We start from the raw sequence: 25,665 nt of genomic DNA, 5'->3' as shown, positions 1-25,665 counted from the left end.
TCGGAGTAGCAAAAGAAACAAATAGAAAGGTGTTTCCCATGTCGTTTGATGGAGTGTTTACTTATGCCATTGTCGGCGAATTGCAAGAAGCGCTCGCGGGAGGGCGGATCACGAAAATCCACCAGCCGTCAGCGTATGAGATCGTCATGCTCGTGCGCGCCCGCGGCCATAATCATAAAGTGATGCTATCGGCGCATCCGACGTACGCCCGCGTCCATTTGACAAACGAAACGTACGATAACCCGCCCGAGCCGCCGATGTTTTGCATGCGGCTGCGCAAACATTTAGAAGGAAGCATCGTCGAAGCCATCCGCCAAGTCGAGTTTGACCGCATTATCGTCATCGATACAAAAGGGCGCGATGAACTTGGCGATGTGCAGACGAAACAGCTCATCATTGAAGTAATGGGCCGCCATAGCAACATCATCTTAGTCGATGCATCCACCAACACGATCATCGACAGCTTGAAACATTTGCCGCCATCGGTCAATCGCTACCGGACCGTGCTCCCTGGGCATCCATACATCGCCCCGCCGACGCACGGCAAGCTGAATCCACTGGAAGCCACCGAAGAAACAATGCTGAAAAAAATCGACTTTCACGCTGGCAAGCTCGCCCATCAGCTCGTCTCCGCCTTCAGTGGCATTTCGCCACTGTTCGCCAATGAAGCTGTATTTCGAGCTGGGCTCGCCAACCGGGCAACGCTGCCAAAAAGCTTCGTCACGTTGATGAACGACGTGCGCAATCGTCGTTTTGCGCCGACGATGTATACCAACGGAGAAAAAGAATGGTTTTACATTTTGCCGCTGACCCATATCCAAGCGGAAGGAAAGCCGTTTGCGAGCGCGAGCGAGCTGTTGGATCGCTTTTATTTCGGCAAAGCGGAGCGCGACCGCGTCAAACAGCAAGCCCATGACATCGAGCGGCTCATGGCGAACGAAAAAGCGAAAAACGAGAAAAAGCTCCTCAAGCTCGAACAGACGCTTGCGGAAGCGAAACAAGCCGATATGTACCGGCTGTACGGCGAACTGCTCACCGCCCATTTGTATGCTGTCAAGCGCGGCATGACAGAAATCGAGGTCACAAACTACTACGACGAACGCGGTGGAACGGTCACGATCCTGCTTGACCCGCAAAAATCGCCGTCTGACAACGCGCAACACTATTTTCAAAAATACCAAAAAGCGAAAAACTCACTCGCTGTCGTCCGTGAACAAATTGAGCGGACGAAAGAAGACATCGCTTATTGTGATACGATTTTAAGCCAGCTCGAAACCGCTTCGCCAAAAGACATCGAGGAAATTCGCGACGAGCTCATCGAACAAGGCTACTTGCGTCCGCGCGCCGCTAAAGGAGCGAAAAAGCGGAAGCCAACTGCGCCTGAGCTTGACCGCTACATGGCCAGCGACGGCACGGACATACTCGTCGGCAAAAACAATAAACAAAACGACTATCTCACAACAAAGCTCGCCCATAAAGACGACGTTTGGCTGCATGTGAAAAACATTCCCGGCTCGCACGTCGTCATCCGGAACAAACAGCCGTCAGAACAAACCCTGCTTGAAGCGGCGAACTTAGCCGCCTACTTCAGCAAAGCCCGCCACTCCGGCTCCGTGCCGGTCGATTACACGCGCGTCCGCTACGTGAAAAAACCGAGCGGCGCCAAGCCAGGGTTTGTCATTTACGAAAACGAACAAACACTCTACGTCACACCGGACGAAGAGCTCGTCCGCGCCATGAAACAGCGGCAAAAAGAACACGCGGCGAAACAGCCGTAAACAAAGAATGTCCCTATAGCCATGGTTGTCTTTTTTGATATGGTAATTATTGTTACGAAAATGGTTCATCTACCGTAAATGATAGGAGTTAATGGAGAAGAGGGAAATGTTGACGAATTTGTATTTCGTAAGACACGCTCACTCGGTTTATACGTCGGACGAGCTCGGTCGACCGCTGTCGGAACGCGGCATGCGCGATGCCGAGGTGGTGACAGAATTGCTGAAGCATGAACGGATCGATATCGTGTATTCAAGTCCATATCAACGCGTGATCCAGACGGTGGAAGGCATTGCGAAGCATGTCGGAAGCAGGATCGAAATCGAAGACGATTTCAAAGAGCGGAAGTTGGCTGCAACGGCAGTCGACGATTTTCTTGCGGCGGTCCAAAAAGTGTGGGAAGACGAAGCTTTTTGTTAGGAAGGTGGCGAGTCGAACCGCCTCGCACAACAACGAGGCGTGCGTGCTGTATTTCGCATATTGGAAAAGCATAAAGGAAAAAACGTCGTGATCGGTACGCACGGCAACATCATGGTATTAATCATGAACTATTTCGATAAGCAGTACGATTTTCGTTTTTGGCAGCGCCTTGCGATGCCCGACATTTACCAATTGTCGTTTCGCAGCAACGAGCTTATGGCGATTGAGCGCATTTGGAAAGAGATTGAATGATCTTGAAAAAAGGCGATGATGCCGTTTGTGAGCGCACTTGCAGTGTTATGAGCGGAAAACTTCTTAACGGATATGTCTGCCCTTTTGTTGTAAGCTCATGTACATTTTCATGCCCATCCACCCACATCATCGAACGCCTTCTTGAAACAGCACTCGCCATCAGGATGGGAACAAAGCAGGCTAAACAAAAACAGCCGCCCCTTGCTGAGCAGTAAACACTGATGACCAAACACGAAAGGGCGGACGTCATCATATTGGAAGAAACATTAGATGATTTGTATGATAAAATAATGAAAAAAAACAAATGGTAAAGTAAATATGAGATTTAAAACTAATGAGTGAGGTGACAGAATGGCTGTAGGTTTTAAAGTAAAATATTATTGGTATCCAATTGGGCATGGTGAATTTTTACAACAATAAGCTATCATTTAGAGCCAAATGGTTGGGGAACAAAGTATCCTCTTTTATTAAACAAACTATATAATGGCAAACTTAAGTATAAACTCACATTTCGCACCCTAACAAGGTCAAAACAAAGGATTTTTTATTTAGTTTTTCAGAATAACTTTTTGACCAACACAACGAGCGATGGCAATCCCTTTTTTTACCATCGCTGGTCGTTCCGTATCACGTTACACGTAGATGCTCTCATCCATGCCCAATCCCTGCAGAATCCTTCGCTGATCAGGGGTAAGGGAGCGATCCAGTGAGCGTTGGATGCGCCCATCCGGCAGCTTGAACAGGACGACGTTCACATATTGAAACAGCTGAAAAATCGCCTGTCCCGTCGGCCGGGTCAGCTTGCGGCCTCCAGGACCCTTCAACGGGTGTTCTGGAGTAATAAACTGACGCACTCGGCGCTGAAAAACGCGGTAAATAGCCAAGGCCAACAGAAACAAATAGCCTAATACTGCGACCCGTTCTGGTTTTTTGACGTAAATCTCATCCGTGAAAAACGGATCTTTCAAAAAAGCGAAGTTCATTTCCACCGAGATCTGCCCTTTATACAGCTTCAAGATCTCTTGGGCATCCATGGGTTGGCCCTTCCATTCCTTCGGAACGGTCGTGACAAGGACAAACCGGGACGCTTTCCGTCTCGCCTGTTCCCACGCGTCTTGGTCGAATTCGACGTCAAGGTGCAAGAAATACAGCGTCTCCACCTCGGGTTCCGCCCCTTTTTTCGGCCGTCCGCGCCGTTTTTTCAGGCGTACGATCTCTTCGACCGCGGCCTCAACCCGATGAAACCGGGGGCGAAGGGACGCCTTGAGGGACGCCAAGGCTTGTTCGGCATCTTCCCGGCAGGAGAAGGGGTGACGCTCCCAACGGGCTTGTTCCTCGCGAAGAAGCTCCGCTTCTTTGGTTCGTTCTTTTTCAAGCGTCTTTCCTTTTCGCTGGTCGAGCGCGCTCGATTCAACAACGATCAGCCGAACGGGGTGGCCTTCATACGTCGAGGCCGTTTCCCATACCCGGTACGTGGCGCCGTTTCTCTCCGCCAACGTAAAGGGATCGCTCCACGTCGTGTCCTCAGCATCCGCTTCGGCCAGCGCGGTTTTCACGATCCGGAGCGACGAAGGGCCTCTGGTGATCAAAAAGGCGTTGGCCGCTTTGGTTTGCGCCAGGGTCTCTTTCGTCATCGCGGCGGAATCGGCCACGTAAATCCATTCGTCTTCGATTTTGGCCTGCTTCAGCTGTTCATGGACACGAGACAGCACCTCGGGATTCCATGTTTTATCGGGCAGGTTGCCATCGTGCACATCGCCGTAAAACGGGATGCCGTCCTCGTTGCCGACCAGTCCGAAACCGATCTGTTTTTGCCAACGATGATGGCGGTTGTAGCCATGTGTGATTTGTAAGGCCTCTAACGAGGCCGATTCATACGCGCCGTAAACGGTCTTGTCCGTCGTATCGGCGTGGAAGGCTCGGAGGGAAAGGCCTTCTTTTCGATAAATATGAATCAAGCAAGTGCTGATGACGTTGTGAATGCCAGCCTCATACAGGCGATCGAGATGACGGGCCAACGCATCGTCGTTCAACCAGGAAGGATGGAGATCGGGACGGATGAGTTTCTCACAATCGACCTCCTGAGCCCAATGTTCCAAGTGAACAAGGGCTTGCCGGCCGTCAAACACATTGTAGAGGATGGCCTGAACGGCATCGCTGACTCGCGTTTGGCACTGCGGATCGACGGGCACGAGATGGTCAATCAATTGAGGCAGACCCAGTTTCTTGAATAGGGCACTTATTATATTCAAATAAGAATTGCGATAGACCTTTTTGACTTGAACGTTCATAAGAGAAAAACTCCTTTACGTTCCTTGTGTGTCAAGGATTCATTCGACATCGGAACGAAAAAATCCTCCCGATTTTCGTCGAGAGGGTGCGAAATGTGAGATAAATATATTAAAGATGCTATTAAAGAAATAGATGAAATTAAAGAAAGTTTAAAAAATTACAGTCCATCACAGGTCATTTGGGATATTGAAGACATTTCCAAAACACCACCATGGGGAGATAATATAAGTGATGAAATTACAGACTTATCTAACTATTTTGTTACAAGTGATGGAGAAGATTTAATAACTATTTTAAAAAAAGCCTTAAATAAGGCTTTAAAAGTAAAGTCAGACATTGAAATAGAAAGTATTTAAGAAACTTTCAACTAAATGTAGTGAAAACAAAATTTTAAAAGGTTTTTCGGTAGCTAACATTTTGAATGTTGTTGATGCATTAAACTTAGAGAATTCAGATTATAGTGTGTTTGAACTTGATGGCGAGAGTATATATAGTACTGTAGATGAGCATTTTTCATTACAGTAATTTCCATACCCTAAGAGACAAACAGGGTACCTCCCATAGTCATCAAGTCATCGCTAGTTCGATTGACTTTGGCCGTTCTATCGCCATTTCCGTCATCATCGGAGGCGACGGAAGTCCCGTTCGCTAACAACACATGACAAAAGCGCGAACCATCCTTTGGTCCGCGCTTCTCTCTTCTCTATCTATTTTCCCCACTCTTCCGGATTTTCCCGCCATTGCCGCAATGTCGCCAGGTCGTGTTCGCTGACGGCGCCAAGGCGGACGGCCGTTTCGATGAGTGTGTCGTAGTCGGTGAGGGTGTAGGCAGGCACATTCGCTTCGGCAAACGCCTGCTTCGCTTTTTCAAGTCCGTACGTGAAGATGGCGGCGACGCCAAGCACGTCGCAGCCCGCCTCTTTCAAGGCGCGAACGGCATTGAGCGAGCTGCCGCCGGTGGAGATTAAATCCTCGATGACGACAACGCGTTGGCCCGCTTCGGCTTTTCCTTCAATTTGTTTCCCTTTTCCGTGCGCTTTCGCTTGGCTGCGGACATAGCACATCGGCAGGTCAAGCCGTTCGCTTACCCAGGCGGCGTGTGGGATGCCGGCGGTCGCTGTGCCAGCGATGAGAACTGCTTCCGGGAAATGGGTGCGGATGAGGTCCGCGAGACCGTCAGCGATCATGCGGCGCACTTCTGGATAGGCAAGCGTTAGGCGATTGTCACAATAAATGGGCGATTTCAAGCCAGACGACCACGTAAACGGTTCGCTTGGCTGCAGGGCGACGGCCCCGATCTGAAGCAGTTTGGCAGCGATGTCGTGTTTCATTCTGTTTCTCCTCCGTTCCATTCGTGTTGCAAGCGGGAGTAGGCCGCGAGCGGGTCAGCGGCGCGGGTGATGCTGCGGCCGATGACGATGTAGTCGGCGCCGAGCGCGCGTGCTTTCCTTGGCGTCACGACGCGCACTTGGTCATGCACTGAATCGTCGGCAAAGCGAATCCCCGGTGTGACCGCGAGAAACGAAGCACCGCACCGTTCTTTGATGAGCGTCGCTTCGTTCGCCGAGCAGACGACACCGTCCATTCCGCTCGCTTGCGCCAACGCTGCGTAATGGCTGACCGTTTCCTCAAGCGGCTGGGAAATCCACAGCTCTTCATGAAGCATCCGCTCATCCGTGCTGGTCAGCTGGGTGACGGCGATGCAGCGCGGCCGAGCAGCGCCGCTTGGCGTTCCAGCGTCAAGCCCCTCTATGGCCGCTTCCATCATGCGCCGGCCGCCGGCGGCGTGAACGTTCACTAAATCGACACCTAAGCGAGCGAGCCCTTTCATCGCCTGTTTCACCGTATTCGGGATGTCGTGCAGTTTTAAATCTAAAAACACGGCATGTCCTTGTTCTTTGAACATGGCGATGATGGCTGGACCCTCCTGATAATACAGCTCCATGCCGACTTTCACAAACAGCGGCGTGCCGCTAAACGGGCGTAAAAACTGCTGTACGTCATGTTTAGATGGAAAATCAAGAGCGACAATGAACGGCGTGTGCACCGGTTTTCCAGCTCCTTCCCGTACATTCCGAGATATGTCGAATCCCAAGCTCGTCAAGCAGCACCGGCAGTTCATTGATGATCGTCGGGCAGACAAACGGGTCGATGAAATTGGCCGTCCCAACGGCGACCGCGCTCGCGCCGGCGTAGAAAAATTCGAGCACATCTTCCGCTGTTTGCACGCCGCCCATGCCGATAATCGGAATGGATACCGCTTGGCTCACTTCATAAATCATGCGGACAGCGATCGGTTTCACTGCCGGGCCGGATAAACCGCCGGTGCCATTTGCTAAAATCGGCCGGCCTGTTTTCACATCGATGCGCATACCGACGAGCGTATTGATCATTGTCAAGCCGTCGGCGCCCGCTTGTTCAATTGCTTTCGCCATCGCGACGATGTCCGTAACGTTAGGCGATAGCTTCACATACACCGGAACAGCCGACACTTCCTTGACAAGCCGCGTCAGCTCGGCGGCCACCTCCGGCACGGTGCCGAACGCAATGCCTCCTTTTTTCACGTTCGGGCAGGAAATGTTGAGCTCCAAGGCATGGACGTTCGGTGCTTTGGAAATCGCGGCGGCTACCTCGACGTATTCTTCCATCGTTGAGCCGGCGATGTTCGCGATGATCGGCACATCAAACTGTTCAAGCCACGGCAATTCTTCCGCAAGCACCTTATCAAGCCCTGGATTTTGCAAGCCAATAGCGTTTAACATCCCGCTAGGCGTTTCCGCCACCCGTGGCGTCGAATTGCCGAAGCGAGGCTCTTTTGTCGTCGCTTTAATCATTATGGCCCCTAACACGCTTAAATCGTAAAACTGGGCGTACTCGCGGCCAAACCCGAAACATCCGGACGCCGGCATGATCGGGTTTTTGAGCGAAAGACCTGGCAGTTCGACCGCAAGCCGGTTCATAACACCACCTCCCCGGCCCGAAATACCGGACCGTCGCTGCATACTTTTTTATACGCCGTCTCGCTCCCCGGCACATGGCAGACGCAGGCAAAACACGCTCCGACGCCGCAACCCATCCGCTCCTCTAGCGACAAATAGACCGGTCGGCCGCGGAATCGTTCATCCAACGCCTTTAACATCGGCTTCGGGCCGCAGGCGTACAACACGTCAAACGAAAGGCCCTGTTGCTCGATCACATCAGTGACGCGCCCTGCCATCCCGTATGATCCGTCATCGGTGGCGATATACGTCTCACCGAACGCAGCAAATTCCGCTTCGTAAAAAACGGCGGCTTTGGTCGCGAAGCCAAGTACGCTCACGACGTTTACCCCCCGGTTCGCCAGCTGTTTTGCCAATTCGTACAGTGGCGGGACGCCGATGCCGCCGCCAACCAACAGCGCCCGACCGCCCGCTGGCGCGGCATCTAGCGGAAAGCCGTGGCCGAGCGGACCGAGCACATCAACTCTGTCGCCCGGCTGTTTTTGTGTTAACAACGCAGTGCCTTTCCCTTCCTGGCGGTAAATGATGATGCATTGCCCCTGCTTGTGGTCGATCTGACAAAGGCTCAACGGACGGCGCAAAAGCGGATCGGCCGCTTCTGCCACTTTGATATGAACGAACTGTCCCGGCTCATTCATTTGGGCAACGAGTTGGCCGCTCAGTGTCAATTCATACGTGCGCTCAGCAATCATCCGTTGGCTGACTACCGTCATTCGTTCACGGCCGATCATGAACGCACCAGCCCTTCCGTCATCGCCGTCGTTGAAAACGTCATCGATTCAACGACCTGGAGCATCGCACGTGCGGTATCCAACGACGTCAAGCACGGAATGCCGTTTTCGACCGCTTCGCGGCGGATGCGGAAGCCGTCGCTTTCTGGTTGCTTTCCTTTTGTCAACGTATTGATGACGACTTGCGCCTTCCCTTGGCGGATGACATCTAAAATATTCGGCGACGCCGAATGGATTTTATTGACAACCGTCACCGGAAGGCCGGCCGCTTTCAATGTCGCAGCTGTGCCATTCGTCGCCAAAATTTGATAGCCGATTTCGACAAAGCGACGGGCAAGGTCGATGGCTTCCGCTTTATCTTTGTCCGCCACCGTCAACAGCACCGCCCCATGCGGCTGAATGTGAATGCCGGACGCCACAAGCCCTTTGTAGAGCGCTTTTTCAAACGTCATGTCTTTGCCGATCACTTCACCGGTCGACTTCATTTCCGGCCCGAGCGAAATATCGACGTTGCGCAGTTTCGCAAACGAAAACACGGGTACTTTCACAAAGACACCCTCGCGCGTTGGACAGACGCCAGTTTCATAGCCCATTTCAGCGAGCTTCGCCCCTAAAATGGCCTTTGTGGCGAGGTTGGCCATCGGCACACCGGTAATTTTGCTTAAAAACGGCACGGTGCGGCTTGAACGCGGGTTCACTTCAAGCACGTATACATCGCTGTCAGAGATAACGAACTGGATGTTTAAAAGCCCAACGATGCGTAGCCCGCGTGCCAATTTGACTGTATAATCAACAATCTTTTCGATGACATCGGCACTTAATGTTTGCGGTGGGTAGACAGCAATCGAGTCGCCAGAATGGACGCCGGCCCGTTCGATATGCTCCATAATCCCTGGAATGACGACCGTCTCACCGTCCGAGATGGCATCGACTTCAACTTCCTTGCCGGTGATGTAGCGGTCGATCAACACCGGGTGTTGCGGGTTGACGCGCACGGCGTGTTCCATGTAATGGAGCAGTTCCTCCTGCCCGTACACGATTTCCATCGCCCGGCCGCCGAGCACGTACGACGGACGAACAAGCACCGGATAGCCGATCTCTTCGGCGATAGCGACCGCTTCCTCCACCGAAACGGCCGTTTTGCCGGCCGGTTTTGGAATGCCGAGTTCGGAGAGCACCTGTTCAAATTTGTCGCGGTCTTCGGCGCGGTCTAAATCTTCAAGCGTCGTCCCGAGCAAGCGGACGCCGCGCGCTTCGAGTTCTGCCGCTAAGTTGATGGCTGTCTGGCCTCCGAACTGGACGATGACGCCGACCGGCTGTTCGAGCTCGATGACATGCATGACATCTTCCGCTGTCAGCGGTTCAAAGTACAGTTTGTCCGACGTGCTGAAGTCGGTCGACACGGTTTCAGGGTTGTTGTTGATGATGATCGCTTCATAGCCCGCTTGTTTAATGGCCCAGACGCAATGGACGGTCGCATAATCAAATTCGATCCCTTGGCCGATGCGGATCGGGCCTGAGCCGAGTACGATGACGCTCTGTTTCTCGGTCACGATCGATTCGTTTTCTTCTTCATATGTGCTATAGTAGTACGGCGTTTCTGACGTGAACTCGGCCGCGCACGTATCGACCATTTTGTAAACTGGCACGATGCCCTCCTGACGGCGCAGCTCGTAAATGTCGCGTTCCGTTTTGTTCCATAAGTTCGCCACCGCGGCGTCCGAGAAACCGAGCGCTTTCGCTTTCTTTAGCACTTCAAGATCTCCTGGATGGCTTTGGACGACCGTTTCCATCTTGATGATGTTCTCAAGCTTATGCAAGAAAAAGCGATCAATTTGGCTCCACTCATGCAGCGTTTCGACCGATACCCCGCGGCGGAGCGCTTCAGCGATGTAAAAGAGACGCTCATCGCCCGCCTTGCGGATCCGTTTTTCGATCACGTCGTCTGCAGCCGTGTTCACATCTTTCAACTCGAGATGGTGAACGCCAATCTCAAGCGAACGAACCGCCTTTAACAGCGATTCTTCAAACGTTCGGCCGATCGCCATCACTTCTCCCGTCGCTTTCATTTGCGTACCGAGGCGGCGGTTCGCCGATTCAAATTTGTCAAATGGGAAGCGTGGAATTTTCGTCACCACATAATCAAGTGTCGGTTCAAAGCAGGCATACGTTTTTCCGGTGACCGGGTTGATCATTTCATCAAGTGTTAGTCCGACAGCAATTTTCGCTGCCAGTTTCGCGATTGGATACCCGGTTGCTTTCGAAGCGAGCGCCGACGAGCGGCTGACGCGCGGGTTCACTTCAATGACGTAATAGCGGAAACTGTCCGGGTCGAGCGCCAGCTGGACGTTGCAGCCACCTTCGATGCCGAGGGCGCGGATGATGTTAAGCGACGCGTTGCGCAACAGCTGGTACTCGCGGTCGCTTAACGTTTGGCTCGGAGCAACAACGATCGAATCGCCCGTGTGAATGCCGACCGGATCGATGTTTTCCATGTTGCAGACGACGATCGCATTGTCGTTGGCATCGCGCATCACTTCATACTCGATTTCTTTGTAGCCAGCGATGCTCCGCTCGAGCAGACATTGATGCACCGGACTCATTTTTAAACCGGTCGAGACGATGTCAATGAGCTCCTCTTCATTCGTACAAATACCGCCGCCCGTACCGCCAAGCGTAAACGCCGGGCGGACGATGACCGGATAACCGATCTGTTGGACGAACTCGTACGCTTCCTCCAAGCTGTGAACAATGGCGCTTTCCGGCACCGGTTCTCCAAGCTCGTTCATCAAGGCGCGAAACTGCTCGCGATCTTCCGCCTTTTCGATCGCCTCCAGTTTCGTGCCGAGAATTTCAACTCCGCATTCCTCAAGCACGCCGGCTTTCGCAAGCTGGACGGCCAAGTTGAGCCCGGTTTGGCCACCCAGCGTCGGCAAAATCGCGTCTGGCCGCTCTTTTCGGATAATGCGGGCGACAAACTCGAACGTCAACGGCTCCATATATACTTTATCGGCGATTTCCGTATCGGTCATGATCGTCGCCGGGTTTGAGTTTACGAGAATGACTTTGTATCCTTCTTCTTTTAAAGCTAAGCATGCCTGCGTCCCAGCGTAGTCAAACTCGGCCGCTTGGCCGATGACGATCGGCCCTGAGCCGATCACTAAAATCGTTTCGATGTCACGGCGTTTAGGCATGGATGACTTCTCCTTTCTTGCTGAACTCGCGGATGAGTGTCAAAAACTCGTCAAACAGTGAATTCGCATCTTCCGGCCCCGGCGATGCTTCCGGGTGATATTGCACTGTAAACGCCGGGAAATCGAGATGACGGAGCCCTTCGATCGTCCCATCATTCAAGGCAACATGTGTCACTTCGAGACGAGTGCCAACGAGCGACTCATGCGTCACGGCATAGCCATGATTTTGCGATGTGATAGCCACTTTGCCGGTGCGCAAATCTTTCACCGGATGGTTCGATCCGCGATGGCCAAATTTCAATTTTTCCGTATTCGCACCACACGCCAAAGCGAACAACTGATGGCCGAGGCAAATCCCAAAGAGCGGCACTTTGCCCAAAATCCCACGAATCATCTCAATCGCTTCCGGCACATCTTTCGGATCGCCCGGTCCGTTTGAGAGCATCACCCCATCCGGATGCCAGCTGAGCACGTCTTCTGCTGTCGCATTGTACGGTAACACGATGACATCGCAATGCCGTTTGTTCAACTCACGCAAAATACCATGCTTCATCCCAAAATCGATGAGCACGACGCGTTCACCGCGCCCCGGGCTCGGGTAAGCACTTTTCGTCGAAACGCGTTTTACTTGGTCTCGCGGCCACTCCATCGCCCGCAGTTTCGCCGCCGCTTCCGCTGGGTGGACATCCAAGCCGCAAATCATTCCTTTTAACGTCCCGTGCTGGCGAATGAGACGCGTCAGTTTGCGCGTATCAACGCCGGCAAGCCCCGGAATGTCTTTTTCTTTTAAATAGGCATCGAGCGTCATTTCACCGCGCCAATTCGACGGAATTGAGCATGCCTCTTTAACGATGAATCCGTGCACATACGGGTAGATCGCTTCAAAATCGTCGCGGTTAATGCCGTAGTTGCCGATCAACGGATACGTCATCGTCACGATTTGCCCGCAGTACGACGGGTCAGTCAAAATTTCTTGATAACCGGTCATGCCGGTGTTAAAGACGACTTCACCCGTCGTCTCTTTCAAACTACCAAATGCTTCCCCAACAAAAAACGAACCATCTTCTAAAATAAGCTGCCGCTTCATGTTATGCCCTTCCTTTCTCCCATACGAGTGTTCCACCAACAAACGTCATCACCGGCCATCCTTGACATCTCCATCCGGCAAACGGCGTATTGTTTCCTTTGGAGGCAAATGTCTCTGGATCAATCGGTTCTTCTGTTTCTAAATCAATGACCGTGATATCCGCCGGTGCTCCGACCTCGAGTCGCCCTGTTTGCAAGCCGAAACATTGCGCTGGTTTGATCGTCAACCAATCGACAAGCTGTTTTAACGTAAACACGTTCTTTTTGACAAAATGGGTGTACAAAAGCGGGAATGCCGTTTCCAATCCGACGATGCCAAACGGCGCCGCCTCCATTCCTTTCGCTTTTTCCGCTGCTGTATGCGGCGCGTGGTCGGTGGCAATGAAATCGATCGTGCCGTCGAGCAGCCCTTCAATTAACGCTTCACGGTCAGCGCGGCTGCGCAGCGGCGGATTCATTTTATAGTTCGCATCAAGCCTCGGAATGTCCTCATCGCATAGGAGGAGATGATGCGGCGTCACTTCCGCGGTGACGCAGATACCAGCCCGCTTTGCGTCACGGACGACGCGCACCGATTCTTTCGTGCTAATATGGCAGACATGATAGTGGCACCCGGTCGCTTCGGCGAGCAAAACATCGCGGGCGATGTGCACCGCTTCACAGACCGACGGGATGCCAGCGATCCCGTATCGGCGCGCAAAATCGCCGTCATGCACCGCACCGCCGTTTTTTAACGTATCGTCCTCGCAGTGGGCAACGATCGCCATATCGAGGGCGGCGGCCCGTTTCATCGCTTCAAACATCATCCCCGCTGATTGCACTCCGACGCCGTCATCAGTAAAGGCGAACGCTCCCGCTTCTTTTAACGCGGCAAAATCGGTCAGCTCCTCCCCTTTTTGCCCGAGCGTGATCGAAGCATACGGCAACACACGGACATGCGCCGTTTCTTGGATGCGTCGCGCAAGCCATTCCATCTGCTCTTTCCGGTCCGGCACCGGGTTTGTGTTTGGCATCGCCGCCACTGTCGTAAAGCCACCTTTCGCAGCGGCGAGCGTGCCGGTTTCAATCGTTTCTTTCGCTTCTCCACCCGGCTCGCGCAAATGGACATGCACATCAATCAAGCCGGGAGCGATGAGTTTGCCCCCAACGTCGATCACGTCTTCTCCATTTGCTTCAAACAGCTGTTCATGATGGATCGCTGCAATGTTTCCGTGCTCTATTTTGATATGAGTTCGCACCAATTGCCCGTTTTCATTGAACGACATGCCATTTTTCAACCACATGGCCATGCTGCATTCTCCCTTCTATTGCCCGTTTTAAGACCGCCATCCGCACATAGACGCCATTTTCCATTTGTTTAAAAATGCGTGACGGTTTCGCTTCGACAAGCTGACTCGCGATTTCGACCCCACGATTGACCGGCGCCGGGTGCAGAATGATGGCGCCCGGTTTCATCAACTGTGCCCGCTCGAGCGTCAGCCCGTATTGTTGGTGGTACTCTTCTTTGGTTAATCCCATTTTTTCAGCGTGACGTTCGTGCTGGATGCGCAAAAGCATGACGACATCAGCGCGAGCGATGGCTTCATCGATCTCGACATAAGTCCCGTGCAGGTTCATGTCATCTTCCCATTCCGGCGGTCCGGAAAACAAGACGTTTGCCCCCAATCTTGTCAACACTTCCGCATTGGAGCGGGCGACGCGGCTATGGCGAATGTCACCGATGATCACGACCGTCAACCCAGCAAACGTTCCAAACTCTTGACGAATTGTCAGCAAGTCAAGCAGCGATTGGGTCGGATGGTGTCCACAGCCGTCGCCGGCGTTAATGATCGAAACACCAACCGAATGACGGAGCGCTTCGAAATAGGCATCTTCGTGATGGCGGATAACCACAGCGTCAACCCCGATCGCTTCAAGCGTCTTGACCGTATCGTACAGCGTCTCTCCTTTTTGCACACTTGAGCGTTCCGGGTCAAATGGAATGACATGAAGCCCCAGTTTCCGCTCCGCCATCTCGAAGCTGCATTTCGTGCGCGTGCTCGGTTCAAAAAACAAGTTCGCTACATACATCGGCGTCGCTGGATGCCACGGACGCCCGTTGCGGAACGTCTCCGCTTCATCGAGCAAACGGTTGATTTCGGAAAGCGACAGTTCACTTAACGTGAGTAGATGGGCCATCAGTCTCTCTCCCTTTTCTTTTTGATAAAAAAACACCTTGCCGGCAAGGCAAGGTGTGACGATTGAGGCATGGCGGAGCAGAGGGTAGACTCCGCCCCATGCGCTTCGTTCCCACCTTTTTAAGCCTCGCTGGACTTAATTAAAAGGTGTTTTTACTTGATTTAGGCGACATGGTCGTTGCTTTTTTCTTCTTCAAATAAGTTTTCCGCTACTTGCGGCCGTCCTGGCAACACTAAGTTGAGCAGGACACCGACAATGGCTGACAACGCCATTCCAGTGATTTGAAAGCTCTCACTAATTTTTAGCACCGCCCCGCCAATCCCGATGACTAAAATGACCGAGGCGATGATTAAGTTGCGCGTCTGGCCAAAATCCACGCGGCTATCCACAAGCATACGCAAACCGGACGAGGCGATAATACCGAACAGTAAAATCGAGACGCCGCCCATGACCGGTGTCGGAATCGAGCCAATCAGCGCCGTCACTTTGCCGACAAAACCGAACACGATAGCAATTACCGCTGCGCCGGCAAGCACGTAGACGCTGTAGACACGCGTGATCGCCAGCACACCAATGTTTTCCCCGTACGTCGTTTTCGGCGGGCCGCCAAGCAAAGCAGAAATCATCGTCGCTGTTCCGTCCCCTAAAATCGACCGGTGCAATCCTGGCTTCTGGATTAAGTCGCGGCCGACGACTTTGCTTAACACGAGCTGATGGCCGATATGCTCCGACAAGGTGACAATGGCGACTGGCACCATGAGCATGACAATCTCCGCGGTGATGCGCACCGGATAGTCAGCGAACGGGAGAAGGAAATCCGGCATTTCCATCCACTTTGCTTTCGCTACGTTCGATAAGTCAACGAGCCCGACTGCGAGGGCATAGACGTAACCGACGACGATGCCGACAAGCACTGGGATTAAGCTCAACATGCCGCGCGCCAGTACCGAGCAAATGACCGTGGCGGCAAGCGTCACTAACGCGACCGAAAAATGGAGCAGACTGTAGTTGCCGTCCGGGCCGTTCATCGCCATTCCCACCGCCGTGCCGGCTAAACCGAGACCGATGACAATGATGACCGGACCGACGACGACCGGTGGCAACAGTTTCATCACCCAACGATATCCGGCCTTTTTAATGATGAGAGCGACGATGCCGTACACGAGCCCAGCAAGGAAGCTGCCGATCATGGCCGCACCCGGGCCACCGGCTGTTTTCGCCGCAATGATCGGCGCGATGTAGGCGAACGATGAGCCGAGATAGGCCGGTACTTGCCATTTCGTGATAAGCAAAAACGCGAGCGTCCCAAGCCCGCTTGTGAGCAGGGCGATCGAGGGGTCTAACCCAACCAAATACGGCACTAAAATCGTTGCCCCAAACATGGCGAATAAATGCTGCAAGCTTAACGTCACCCATTGCCCAACTGTCGGGCGGTCTTGAATATCCAGTATCGGTTTGTTCACTTTCCTTCACTCCTTTCGCTATCTAAGCGAATTTATCTTTTAATGTGCACAAAAAAACCCTCTTGGCCCGCGAAGGCACAAAGAGGGTGCAGAAACAGCCGAAACCATTCCGCCCCTTTTGCAGCCTCGCGGGACTGCGCTTAAAAGGGAGCTGCTTTATTTTTCATGAATCGATACTTGATCAACCCCATCCACTTCGGCAAGTTCGACGACAATCACTTCGGCGCTGGACGTTGGCACGTTTTTACCAACGAAATCGGCGCGAATCGGAAGTTCCCTGTGGCCGCGGTCAACGAGCACCGCCAGTTGGATGCGCGCTGGGCGGCCCAAATCCATGACGGCATCCATCGCCGCTCGCACCGTCCGACCAGTAAACAGCACATCATCGACTAAAATGACTTTCTGTTCGCTCACCGGAAACGGTACGTTCGTTCCCTTGACGAGCGGCTCATGGTCTTCTGTTTTCATCGTCAAATCATCGCGGTACAGCGTAATATCGAGTTCACCGACCGGAACCGATGTTCCTTCAATTTGTTCGATCCGCTCAGCCAAGCGGTGCGCCAAATAAATGCCGCGCGTTTTAATCCCTACCAATACGCAGCCATCGATTCCTTTGTTCCGTTCGATAATTTCGTGAGCGATGCGCGTTAAAGCGCGGCGAATCGCTTGTTCATCCATCACAACAGCTTTTTGCATGCGAACCACCTCCGTCGACACAAAAAAATCCCCCGCCTGTGAAGCGGGGGCATGGCTGATTGCCAGCAGACAAAATGGGCATACGCCACCTATTTTTACATCCGACCCCTTCTCAGCCTCACAGGACTGAATTTAAAGGTTCCTGTTCACTTGCTTTCATTGTAAAGCGGCCGCCTCCGTTTGTCAATTGTTTTTTCGCAACCATTCGAGCAGTTCGGCAAACTCCGGCGGCAGCGGTGCTTCAAATTCCAAATAGTCGCCGCTTCGCGGATGACGGAAGCCGAGCACCCCGGCGTGCAATGCTTGGCCCTCGATCGAGAGCGTTTTTTTCGGCCCGTATTGCGGATCGCCAGCAAGCGGGTAGCCGATGTATTTCATATGGACGCGAATTTGGTGCGTCCTCCCCGTCTCAAGCTGGCATTCGACATACGTATAATGGCGAAACCGCTCGAGCACGCGGAAATGGGTGACTGCTTCCTTTCCGTTTTCATCGGTAACCGCCATTTTTTTTCGGTCGCGTTTGTCGCGGCCGATCGGGGCATCGATCGTGCCGTAATCGTGCGGAATAACGCCGTGGACGATCGCCTTGTAGCGGCGCGTCACGGTTTTGTTGACAAGCTGCTCCACAAGCGAGCGGTGGGCGGCGTCATTTTTCGCCACCATCAGAAGCCCCGATGTATCTTTGTCAATCCGATGGACAATGCCGGGGCGCAGCACGCCGTTGATGCCGGAGAGGTCGCGGCAATGGGCGAGAAGCGCGTTGACAAGCGTGCCGCGCATATGCCCGGGCGCCGGGTGGACGACCATGCCGCGCGGCTTGTTGACAACAAGCACGTCTTCATCTTCATAATAAATGTCAAGCGGGATCGGCTCCGGCTCAACATGAAGCGGCTCCGGTTCCGGCGGCGAGATAGCGACGGTATCGCCCAGTTCGGACTTGTAATTCGCCTTCACTGTACGGCCGTTGACCGTCACGAGCCCATTTTTAATCCATTGCTGCACTTGCGAACGCGACCATTCCTCATTGAGCGCCGCGATCACTTTATCGATCCGCTCGCCGTCATATTCGTCTTCGATGTGAAACGTGATCGTGTCCATCTACTCATTCCCTTTCTCTGGTGTCGCGAAAAAAAATAGATGAATAAACAGCAAGATGACGCCGACAGTCAGCGCTGAGTCAGCGATATTGAACACCGGAAAGCTGTATGTGCCGATGTACGTATGGATAAAGTCGACCACTTCTTTCCGGAACACACGGTCAATAAAATTGCCGATCGCCCCGCCGAGCATCAGGCCAAGGCCTATGCCGGCCAATCGTTCTGAAGGCCGCAAGCGGCGGATGTAGATGATGATCCCAGCTACAACGATGACTGTCACTAAATAAAACAGCCAAAACTGTCCTTGCAACATGCCCCACGCTGCACCGCGATTGCGGTGCGATGTAATGTAGAGGACATTGTCGATCATCGGGATGCTCTCCCCGAGCTGCATATAGCGGACAACAAGCCATTTTGTCCATTGATCCAGAGCGATCACCGCCGCTGCGAGCAAATAATAGATCACCGCGCGAAATCCCCCCACGTTTCCGATTTATCCTTTCAGCATTGTACCATACTTGGCCATGGCAAACAAACGAAGCGGCAAGGCCGCCAGGAAGGCAGCCTGCCGCTTTTGTTATGCCGAATAATGTTCGTTCACAATATGTGCGCAGCGCGGACAAAGCGTCGGGTGGGACTCATCGCGTCCGACGTCCGGTGTCACCGTCCAGCAACGTTCGCACGTCTCACCTTCCGCCGGGCGAACGATGACGGCCACATGGTTGAGCCGTTCTGCTTCGGCTGGCGCGGCGTCATACGATTCATCGGCGACCGAAAACGCGGAAACGATGAGAAGTTGGCGCAAGTCCTCGTTGATCGAAGCCAAAAGCGCCCGCACTTCGTCTTTCGGGTAAACAGTGACGCTCGCCGTGAGCGACTTACCGATCACTTTTTCATTACGCGCATTCTCGAGCGCTTTTAAAATGTCATCTCGTACATCCATAAACGCATCCCATTTCGCGAGCAGCGCTTCTTCACCATCGATGGCCATTGGCTCCGGCATGTCGGTGAGCTGGACGCTTTCCACTTGCTCTTTCCGGTTCGGGATATGCTCCCACACTTCATCGGCCGTGTGCGGCAAAATCGGCGCAATGAGCTTCGCCAAGGCGACAACCGTTTCATACAGCACCGTCTGCACCGCACGGCGGGCACGACAATCGGCCGCTTCGATGTACAAAATGTCTTTCGCCATATCCAAATAAAATGCGCTTAACTCGACGGTGCAGAAATGGTTCATCTCATGATAAACAGCAGCAAAATCATAGCTGTCATACGCCTTTTTCACTTTAGCGATGAGTTTATTTAATTTCGCTAACATGTAGCGATCGAGTTCGCCAAGCTCCCCAACCGGCACAGCGTTTTGATTCGGGTCAAAATCAAACAAGTTGCCGAGCATAAAGCGGAACGTATTGCGGATTTTCCGATACACTTCGGACACTTGTTTTAAAATGTTATCGGAAATGCGTACATCCGCCTGATAGTCAACCGAGGCGACCCAAAGGCGTAAAATGTCGGCACCGAGCTGTTCCATGACTTTGGCCGGCACGACGACGTTGCCGAGCGATTTGCTCATTTTTCGCCCTTCGCCGTCTAAAACGAAGCCATGGCTTAACACCCCTTTATACGGTGCTTTTCCGGTGACGGCAACGGCTGTAGACAGCGACGAGTTAAACCAGCCGCGATATTGGTCAGATCCTTCTAAGTATAAATCAGCCGGACGCTCTAGGTCATCGCGTTCAACAAGCACGGCTTGATGCGACGAACCGGAGTCAAACCAGACGTCCATAATATCCGTCTCTTTCGTAAAGAGGCCGTTCGGGCTGGACGGATGGGTGAATCCTTCCGGCAATAAGTCTTTCGCCTCACGCTCAAACCAAACATTCGAGCCGTACTGGCGGAATAGGTTTGACACGTGCTCGATCGTCTCATCTGTGATGATCGGCTCGCCGTTTTCGCCGTAAAAGACCGGAATTGGCACGCCCCAAGCGCGTTGGCGGGAGATGCACCAGTCACCGCGGTCGCGCACCATGTTATGGATGCGGATTTCTCCCCATTCTGGCACCCATTTCGTTTCCTTGATGGCATCAAGAAGTTGATCACGAATTTTATCAATGGAGGCAAACCATTGTGTCGTCGCTCGGAAAATTGTCGGTTGCTTCGTCCGCCAATCATGCGGATACGAGTGGGTAATGAAGCTGAGCTTAAGGAGCGCTCCAACTTCCTCGAGCTTTTGTGTAATCGCTTTGTTCGCCTCGTCGTAAAACATCCCTGCAAATCCAGGCGCTTCTTCTGTCATATAGCCGCGCTCATCAACCGGGCAAAGAACCGGAAGCCCGTATTTTTGTCCGACGATAAAGTCGTCTTCCCCGTGTCCTGGTGCCGTATGAACGCAGCCGGTACCGGCGTCGGTCGTGACGTGCTCGCCGCAGACGACAAGCGAGTCGCGCTCGTAAAACGGATGTTTGGCGACTACGTACTCAAGTTCTTTTCCTTTTACCGTTTTGACGACGGACCATGCCTCCCAGCCGACTTCTTTCGCTACCGATTCCGCCAAGGCCGCAGCAACAACGTATTTTTGCCCGTTTGCTTCGACAATATAGTAGTCCAAATCCGGGTGAACGGCGATCGCCAAGTTCGCTGGAATCGTCCACGGTGTCGTCGTCCAAATGACGATTCGTTCATCCCCTTGAAGCACACCTTTACCATCTTTAACTGGGAACGCGACATAAATCGACGGCGACCGTTTGTCTTTATATTCGATTTCCGCTTCGGCGAGCGCCGATTCGCTCGACGGCGACCAATACACCGGCTTCAGCCCTTTATAAATGAGCCCTTTTTTCGCCATTTCACCGAACACTTTAATTTGCTGGGCTTCATATTCCGGCTTGAGCGTAATGTACGGGTTGTCCCAATCGCCCCGCACCCCGAGCCGTTTAAACTGTTGGCGCTGGTTGTCGATTTGCTCATACGCGTATTGTTCGCACAGCTTGCGGAACTCAGCGACACTCATCGATTTGCGGTCGACACCTTGCTTCGTCAGTGCCGTTTCAATCGGTAAGCCATGTGTATCCCAGCCAGGCACATACGGCGCACAAAAGCCGCTCATCGACTTGTAGCGGACGATAATATCTTTTAAAATTTTATTTAATGCATGGCCCATATGAATATCACCGTTGGCGTATGGCGGGCCGTCGTGCAGCACAAACAGCGGCCGTCCTTTCGTCCGCTCCTGCACTTTCCGGTAAATGTCCATTTCCTCCCATTTTTTTTGCATTTCCGGCTCCCGCTTCGGCAAGTTGCCACGCATCGGGAACTCCGTTTGCGGCATGAGCAGCGTCTCTTTGTAGTCCATCTCTCTTTGCTCCTCCTCCAAGAATCAAATCAAAATAAAAAACCGTTCTCTCCCGGCAAGGGACGAGAACGGTCTCGCGGTACCACCCTTTTTGGCCATGACAAATCAACGCATAGCCCACTTTTCATTCGTAACGGGAATGACGCGCCATGGCCTACTTTGACGTTCGGCATGGAACTCCAGGGTGATGTTCACTCTTGCGCCGATACCGGGCTCCCACCATCCCCGGCTCGCTGCAACCAGCTATTCAAGAGCTACTGTCCCTATCATCGTCGATCGCATGTTTTCTTCGCTCAAAAGCCAACCGCACCAATGGCGGTCAGCACAACGATTTTTGCCATTTATTATAAATGAGACAAATGGCGTTCGTCAAGGCTGGGACAGCGGTTCTTTCATCTCTTCCTCCAAGTCAGGCATCTCGTATTCCATCAAGTCATCCCAATCGCGGTTGTTAATCATGTCCAGCTGTGCTTCGACGAGCATGCGGAAGCGGGTGCGGAACACTTTCGATTGCCGCTTCAATTCTTCAATTTCCATCGCGATTTTTCGCGATTTCGCCAACGCATCGCTGATAATGCGTTCAGCGTTTTTCTCCGCTTCTTTAATGATCAGCTTCGCCTCTTTTTGCGCATTGCGCTTCACTTCCTCCGCCGTTTCTTGGGCGACAAGAATCGACTTGTTCAATGTTTCCTCAATATTAGAAAAATAGTTCAGTTTTTCCGTCAGCTCCGCAACTTTTTCTTCGAGCTGCCGCTTTTCGCGAATGAGCATTTCGTAGTCTTTAATGATTTGATCAAGAAACTCGTTCACTTCATCTTCGTCATACCCGCGAAATCCGCGGCTGAATTCCTTGTTGTGAATATCTAATGGCGTTAACGGCACAACGGCCACCTCCGTCTCCATCTTTCCTTTTCTTGCTTAATTCGACACGATTTGCCCATTTCCTGCTGCTGTTTGATTATTTTTGTCGGCCGATACGCACGAGCCAGCGCTCTTTTTTCGTCGGCCCTTCCACAGAAAACAGCTTGCAGCGACCAAAACCACGCGCTGACAACACATCACCCGGTCCGCAGACGAAATCCGGCTTGTCCACCACTCTCCAGTTCACTTTGACAAGCCCGCTTTCAACAAGCGTTCGCGCCTTATCACGCGCGAGACGGAATGCTTGGGCAAGCACAGCATCAAGCCGCAGCGAAGAGACGGTCACCGTCCCTTCTTGCCATGTTTCTTCAATCGGCATGGCAGCCGACAGCGGCAACGGCTCAAGTGTAACTCGAGCTTTGCCGATCGTCTCGACATGAAGACGAATGTAATCGGCCACCTCCGCGGCGGCGAAAAATTGGATCTCTCCTCCTTGGACGAGAATATCACCGAACTTGCCGCGCCGCAAACCGAGCGACATGAGTGCACCTAAGACGTCGCGGTGTTCAAGGGAAATGAATTTATCCGGATAGCGGACAGCAAACAAGACGATGTCATAGTCGCCTTCATCCGGCTCGATATACGGCGGATAAAGAAACGCCCGCTTCCGCTCGGCGAACGGGACGCCGCCAAAAAAGGACACACGCACGTCTTCATCGCTGCCGACAATGCTTTGGACGATTTGCTGCTCACGCGGGTCAAGAAAATCCGTCAGCTTAGGTGCGTATTGGCGGCTCACCGTGTCCTTCCACTCGAGCACTTGATCAATGAATGGGTGTTCCTCTTTACGAAAGTGCTGATACAGTTCCATTCCCGTTCACTCCGTATTCATTAAAGAAAGGAACCCGCAATGGATTCCTCTCCATGAGCGCTGCCCATTGACCTTCATCATCAGGCTGCAGCAAATGCCGCCAACAGCGCAAAACGGCGGCTAAAACTGCGCTTTAAGGATATCAAACAATGCATATAGCCCTCTTGTCGCAAACTCAAGGACAATAAAGGCGACGATCGGGGAGATGTCAATGATGCCAAGCGGCGGGATAACGCGCCGAAATGGCTCTAGATACGGCTCGCAAATGGTAGCGAGCAACTGGCCGAACCGCGTCTCACGGGCGTTCGGAAACCATGACATTAAAATATAAATGATCAACGCATACGAATATACTTGAATGAGCGTCGTCAAAAACGTGAGCACATAATCCAACGGCTACCACCTCTTCATCGGTCTGTCATCCTCGCCATCAAGCGAAATCGCGCCGCTGACGTCAACGTTTTCCGGCGTGCATAAAAAAATTTTCGTGCCGACTTGCTGAATGTCGCCGCCAATGGCGTACACGGTTCCGCTTAAAAAGTCGACGATCCGTTTCGCCTGCTCATGCTGGATACGCTGCAAATTGACGATGACCGCCCGCCGGCTTTTCAAATGGTCGGCAATCTCTTGCGCCTCGGCGTACACCCGCGGCTCGGCAAGCACGACCTTCGCTGATTTTTGCACGCTTTGCAAGCTGACAACATTCGTCTTGTTAGCCGTCTTCAGCGGCAGCGCCTCCTCTTCCTGCTGCGGCGCTTCATATTCTTCTTCATAGTCTTCGTAGTCTTCCTCTAAAAAATAATCGCGAAATTTTTTCATCAATCCCACCGGTCTCACCTCCTACAATGATCCGACAAGCGCACTGCCGATGCGTACAAACGTCGCTCCTTCCTCGATGGCGATCTCATAGTCGTTTGACATGCCCATCGACAGCTCGGTGCATGGTGCATAAGGCAAATTTAACGCCTGGACGCGTTCTTTGAGCATTCGCAATTGACGGAAACAAGCGCGCAATACACTTTTGTCCTCCGTATGCGGCGCCATCGTCATCAATCCGATCACTTCAATGCATGGAAACGAGCGAAGCTGTTCGATAAACGGGACTGTTTCGTCAGGGGCGAGCCCGTGCTTCGTCGCCTCACCTGATACGTTCACCTGCACAAAACATTTCACTGGACGCACCGCCCGCTTCTCAATCTCCTTAGCAAGCGAAAGGCGGTCAAGCGAATGAATGTAATCGACTTTATCGATAATCTCCTTCACCTTGCGCGACTGGAGCGTCCCAATAAAATGCCACGTCGCTTGTTTCCCGATAACCTCATATTTTTGCAGCAGTTGGTCGGAACGGTTTTCGCCGAGGTCGACAATGCCGGCATCAAGCACCTCCTGCGCTCTTGCCGCATTAATATATTTCGTTACTGCTACGATGCGTACGTCGGCCGGATCACGGCCAACGCGGGCGCAAGCTCCCTCAATTTGCCGGCGAATGGCAGCTAAGTTGTCACGTACCGTCATGTCGTCTCCTCCCTTCGGCCGATGAACGCCAACATCCGTCCCGTTGTCCCGCGGTCGCGGCGGTGAGAAAAAAACAGTGTCTCCTCACAGCTTGTACAGCGTTCGGACACGTAAATATGGCTATCAGGAACACCGGCAGCAATAAGCTGCAACCGATTCGCCTCCTTTAAGTCAAGCGCATATTGCCCTGGGCTTGTTTCACGCCATGGCAAAGGGCTGCCCGCAGGAACAGTCGAACGCAAACCTTCGATCACCCGGTCATCGACCGTGTAGCAGCACGGGCCGATGGCTGGTCCAATGGCAGCGTACACATCAGCGGGTGCAACATGCTCGCGTTCTTGCCAAAGCCGTACCATGTTTTGAGCGATGCCGCCGGCCGTTCCTCGCCAACCAGCATGAGCAAGACCGACCAAGCCGACGGATGGAGCCATAAAATAGACAGGCACACAATCAGCAAAACAAAGGGCGAGCAATACTCCCGACTCATCCGTATACAACCCGTCAGCGCCCCGAACTGCTGTAGCGAAATCTTGTGCCCCGCTTCCCCGATCGCTTTTCGTCACTTTCTGGATCACGGCGCCGTGCACTTGCTCACAGCACACCCAATCATCAAGGGGAAAAACAAGCGATGCGGCTAGACGGCGCCGATTATTGACGACGGCAGTGCGGTCGTCGCCAACATGCAGTCCCATATTCAAGGAAGCGAACGATCCTTTGCTTTCCCCGCCTTGTTTCGTCGTTATCCCTGCGACGGCCCCGGCGAATGGGGGCGCCCCGCAGAGAAGCCATTCATAAGCCGTTTGTTGAAAAATGTCCGGCATTCGTGTCAACCTCACGCTTTTTTTGTAGATTTTTATCACTTTTTTTCCTATTTTATCATAG

Annotated in this window: 23 protein-coding genes, 2 pseudogenes and 1 other annotated feature; of the genes and pseudogenes, 5 read left to right on the top strand and 20 right to left on the bottom strand. The window is 52.8% G+C overall.

What is annotated here, in order from left to right:
- Nucleotides 1–38: 38 nt before the first annotated feature.
- The 4 genes and pseudogenes from IC804_RS15630 to IC804_RS15615 all read left to right on the top strand — a co-directional run.
- Nucleotides 39–1,778, top strand: a complete 1,740-nt coding sequence (locus tag IC804_RS15630) for an Rqc2 family fibronectin-binding protein (protein WP_008878648.1) — start codon at nucleotides 39–41, stop codon at nucleotides 1,776–1,778.
- Nucleotides 1,779–1,869: 91 nt separating this feature from the next.
- Nucleotides 1,870–2,448 (top strand): annotated as a pseudogene (locus IC804_RS15625) (histidine phosphatase family protein).
- A 2-nt stretch (nucleotides 2,449–2,450) separates the two neighbouring features.
- Nucleotides 2,451–2,663: a hypothetical protein gene (locus IC804_RS15620; RefSeq protein ID WP_131261675.1), complete on the top strand. Its 213-nt coding sequence runs from the start codon at nucleotides 2,451–2,453 to the stop codon at nucleotides 2,661–2,663.
- Nucleotides 2,664–2,799: 136 nt separating this feature from the next.
- Nucleotides 2,800–2,951: pseudogene (locus IC804_RS15615) on the top strand (Imm70 family immunity protein); the annotation flags it as partial.
- Between the two features lie 129 nt (nucleotides 2,952–3,080).
- Here IC804_RS15615 and IC804_RS15610 read toward each other — a convergent pair.
- Nucleotides 3,081–4,739 carry an IS1634 family transposase gene (locus tag IC804_RS15610; RefSeq protein ID WP_015863777.1) on the bottom strand — a complete coding sequence of 553 codons (1,659 nt, stop codon included), beginning with the start codon at nucleotides 4,737–4,739 and terminating at the stop codon, nucleotides 3,081–3,083.
- Between the two features lie 108 nt (nucleotides 4,740–4,847).
- On the opposite strand from IC804_RS15610, the gene IC804_RS15605 reads away from it, so the two are divergent.
- Nucleotides 4,848–5,096 (top strand): Imm70 family immunity protein, encoded by a 249-nt coding sequence (locus IC804_RS15605; RefSeq protein WP_370543794.1) that lies wholly within the window; start codon nucleotides 4,848–4,850, stop codon nucleotides 5,094–5,096.
- 351 nt (nucleotides 5,097–5,447) lie between these two features.
- Here IC804_RS15605 and pyrE read toward each other — a convergent pair whose 3' ends face one another.
- From pyrE to pgeF, 19 genes are all read right to left on the bottom strand, one after another.
- On the bottom strand, nucleotides 5,448–6,071 hold the full coding sequence (gene pyrE / locus IC804_RS15600) for an orotate phosphoribosyltransferase (RefSeq protein WP_008878652.1): 624 nt from the start codon (nucleotides 6,069–6,071) through the stop codon (nucleotides 5,448–5,450).
- Nucleotides 6,068–6,787, bottom strand: coding sequence for an orotidine-5'-phosphate decarboxylase (gene pyrF, locus IC804_RS15595; protein WP_008878653.1), 720 nt, complete (start codon nucleotides 6,785–6,787; stop codon nucleotides 6,068–6,070). The genes pyrE and pyrF overlap by 4 nt, the downstream gene beginning before the upstream one ends.
- On the bottom strand, nucleotides 6,759–7,700 hold the full coding sequence (locus IC804_RS15590; RefSeq protein WP_008878654.1) for a dihydroorotate dehydrogenase: 942 nt from the start codon (nucleotides 7,698–7,700) through the stop codon (nucleotides 6,759–6,761). Before IC804_RS15590 ends, pyrF begins: the two co-directional genes overlap by 29 nt.
- Entirely contained in the window at nucleotides 7,697–8,470 is a 774-nt protein-coding gene (locus IC804_RS15585; protein ID WP_008878655.1) for a dihydroorotate dehydrogenase electron transfer subunit, read from the bottom strand. Before IC804_RS15585 ends, IC804_RS15590 begins: the two co-directional genes overlap by 4 nt.
- Nucleotides 8,467–11,664 carry a carbamoyl-phosphate synthase large subunit gene (gene carB / locus IC804_RS15580; RefSeq protein WP_081157228.1) on the bottom strand — a complete coding sequence of 1,066 codons (3,198 nt, stop codon included), beginning with the start codon at nucleotides 11,662–11,664 and terminating at the stop codon, nucleotides 8,467–8,469. Before carB ends, IC804_RS15585 begins: the two co-directional genes overlap by 4 nt.
- Nucleotides 11,657–12,751: a carbamoyl phosphate synthase small subunit gene (locus tag IC804_RS15575; protein WP_081157227.1), complete on the bottom strand. Its 1,095-nt coding sequence runs from the start codon at nucleotides 12,749–12,751 to the stop codon at nucleotides 11,657–11,659. Before IC804_RS15575 ends, carB begins: the two co-directional genes overlap by 8 nt.
- Nucleotide 12,752: 1 nt before the next feature.
- On the bottom strand, nucleotides 12,753–14,039 hold the full coding sequence (locus IC804_RS15570; protein WP_008878658.1) for a dihydroorotase: 1,287 nt from the start codon (nucleotides 14,037–14,039) through the stop codon (nucleotides 12,753–12,755).
- Complete coding sequence (locus IC804_RS15565) at nucleotides 14,002–14,928, bottom strand: aspartate carbamoyltransferase catalytic subunit (RefSeq protein WP_008878659.1); 927 nt, start codon at nucleotides 14,926–14,928, stop codon at nucleotides 14,002–14,004. Before IC804_RS15565 ends, IC804_RS15570 begins: the two co-directional genes overlap by 38 nt.
- A gap of 161 nt (nucleotides 14,929–15,089) precedes the next feature.
- On the bottom strand, nucleotides 15,090–16,391 hold the full coding sequence (locus tag IC804_RS15560; protein WP_081157226.1) for a solute carrier family 23 protein: 1,302 nt from the start codon (nucleotides 16,389–16,391) through the stop codon (nucleotides 15,090–15,092).
- Between the two features lie 156 nt (nucleotides 16,392–16,547).
- Entirely contained in the window at nucleotides 16,548–17,087 is a 540-nt protein-coding gene (gene pyrR, locus IC804_RS15555; RefSeq protein ID WP_081157225.1) for a bifunctional pyr operon transcriptional regulator/uracil phosphoribosyltransferase PyrR, read from the bottom strand.
- Nucleotides 17,088–17,270: 183 nt separating this feature from the next.
- The gene (locus IC804_RS15550) at nucleotides 17,271–18,185 is read right to left on the bottom strand and encodes an RluA family pseudouridine synthase (protein WP_081157224.1); all 915 of its coding nucleotides are present in this window, start codon (nucleotides 18,183–18,185) and stop codon (nucleotides 17,271–17,273) included.
- The gene (gene lspA, locus IC804_RS15545) at nucleotides 18,186–18,668 is read right to left on the bottom strand and encodes a signal peptidase II (RefSeq protein ID WP_081157223.1); all 483 of its coding nucleotides are present in this window, start codon (nucleotides 18,666–18,668) and stop codon (nucleotides 18,186–18,188) included.
- A 93-nt stretch (nucleotides 18,669–18,761) separates the two neighbouring features.
- A complete protein-coding gene (gene ileS / locus IC804_RS15540; RefSeq protein WP_011887108.1) occupies nucleotides 18,762–21,536 on the bottom strand; it encodes an isoleucine--tRNA ligase in 2,775 nt (924 codons plus the stop codon).
- 55 nt (nucleotides 21,537–21,591) lie between these two features.
- Nucleotides 21,592–21,815, bottom strand: a binding site (T-box leader).
- Nucleotides 21,816–21,905: 90 nt separating this feature from the next.
- Complete coding sequence (locus tag IC804_RS15535; protein ID WP_008878666.1) at nucleotides 21,906–22,418, bottom strand: DivIVA domain-containing protein; 513 nt, start codon at nucleotides 22,416–22,418, stop codon at nucleotides 21,906–21,908.
- A gap of 76 nt (nucleotides 22,419–22,494) precedes the next feature.
- Nucleotides 22,495–23,268, bottom strand: coding sequence for a YlmH family RNA-binding protein (locus IC804_RS15530; protein WP_008878667.1), 774 nt, complete (start codon nucleotides 23,266–23,268; stop codon nucleotides 22,495–22,497).
- Nucleotides 23,269–23,388: 120 nt separating this feature from the next.
- Entirely contained in the window at nucleotides 23,389–23,661 is a 273-nt protein-coding gene (locus tag IC804_RS15525; RefSeq protein ID WP_008878668.1) for a YggT family protein, read from the bottom strand.
- A gap of 3 nt (nucleotides 23,662–23,664) precedes the next feature.
- Entirely contained in the window at nucleotides 23,665–24,096 is a 432-nt protein-coding gene (locus IC804_RS15520) for a cell division protein SepF (RefSeq protein ID WP_008878669.1), read from the bottom strand.
- Between the two features lie 12 nt (nucleotides 24,097–24,108).
- Nucleotides 24,109–24,783 carry a YggS family pyridoxal phosphate-dependent enzyme gene (locus tag IC804_RS15515; RefSeq protein ID WP_008878670.1) on the bottom strand — a complete coding sequence of 225 codons (675 nt, stop codon included), beginning with the start codon at nucleotides 24,781–24,783 and terminating at the stop codon, nucleotides 24,109–24,111.
- Entirely contained in the window at nucleotides 24,780–25,604 is an 825-nt protein-coding gene (gene pgeF / locus IC804_RS15510; RefSeq protein WP_011887105.1) for a peptidoglycan editing factor PgeF, read from the bottom strand. The genes IC804_RS15515 and pgeF overlap by 4 nt, the downstream gene beginning before the upstream one ends.
- Nucleotides 25,605–25,665: the final 61 nt, after the last annotated feature.

Origin of the sequence: Geobacillus sp. 47C-IIb, from assembly GCF_014679705.1 — a bacterium.
GTDB lineage: Bacteria > Bacillota > Bacilli > Bacillales > Anoxybacillaceae > Geobacillus > Geobacillus thermodenitrificans.
Note: the sequence above shows the minus strand (reverse complement) of the source record. Positions and strands in the feature narration are given on the sequence as shown.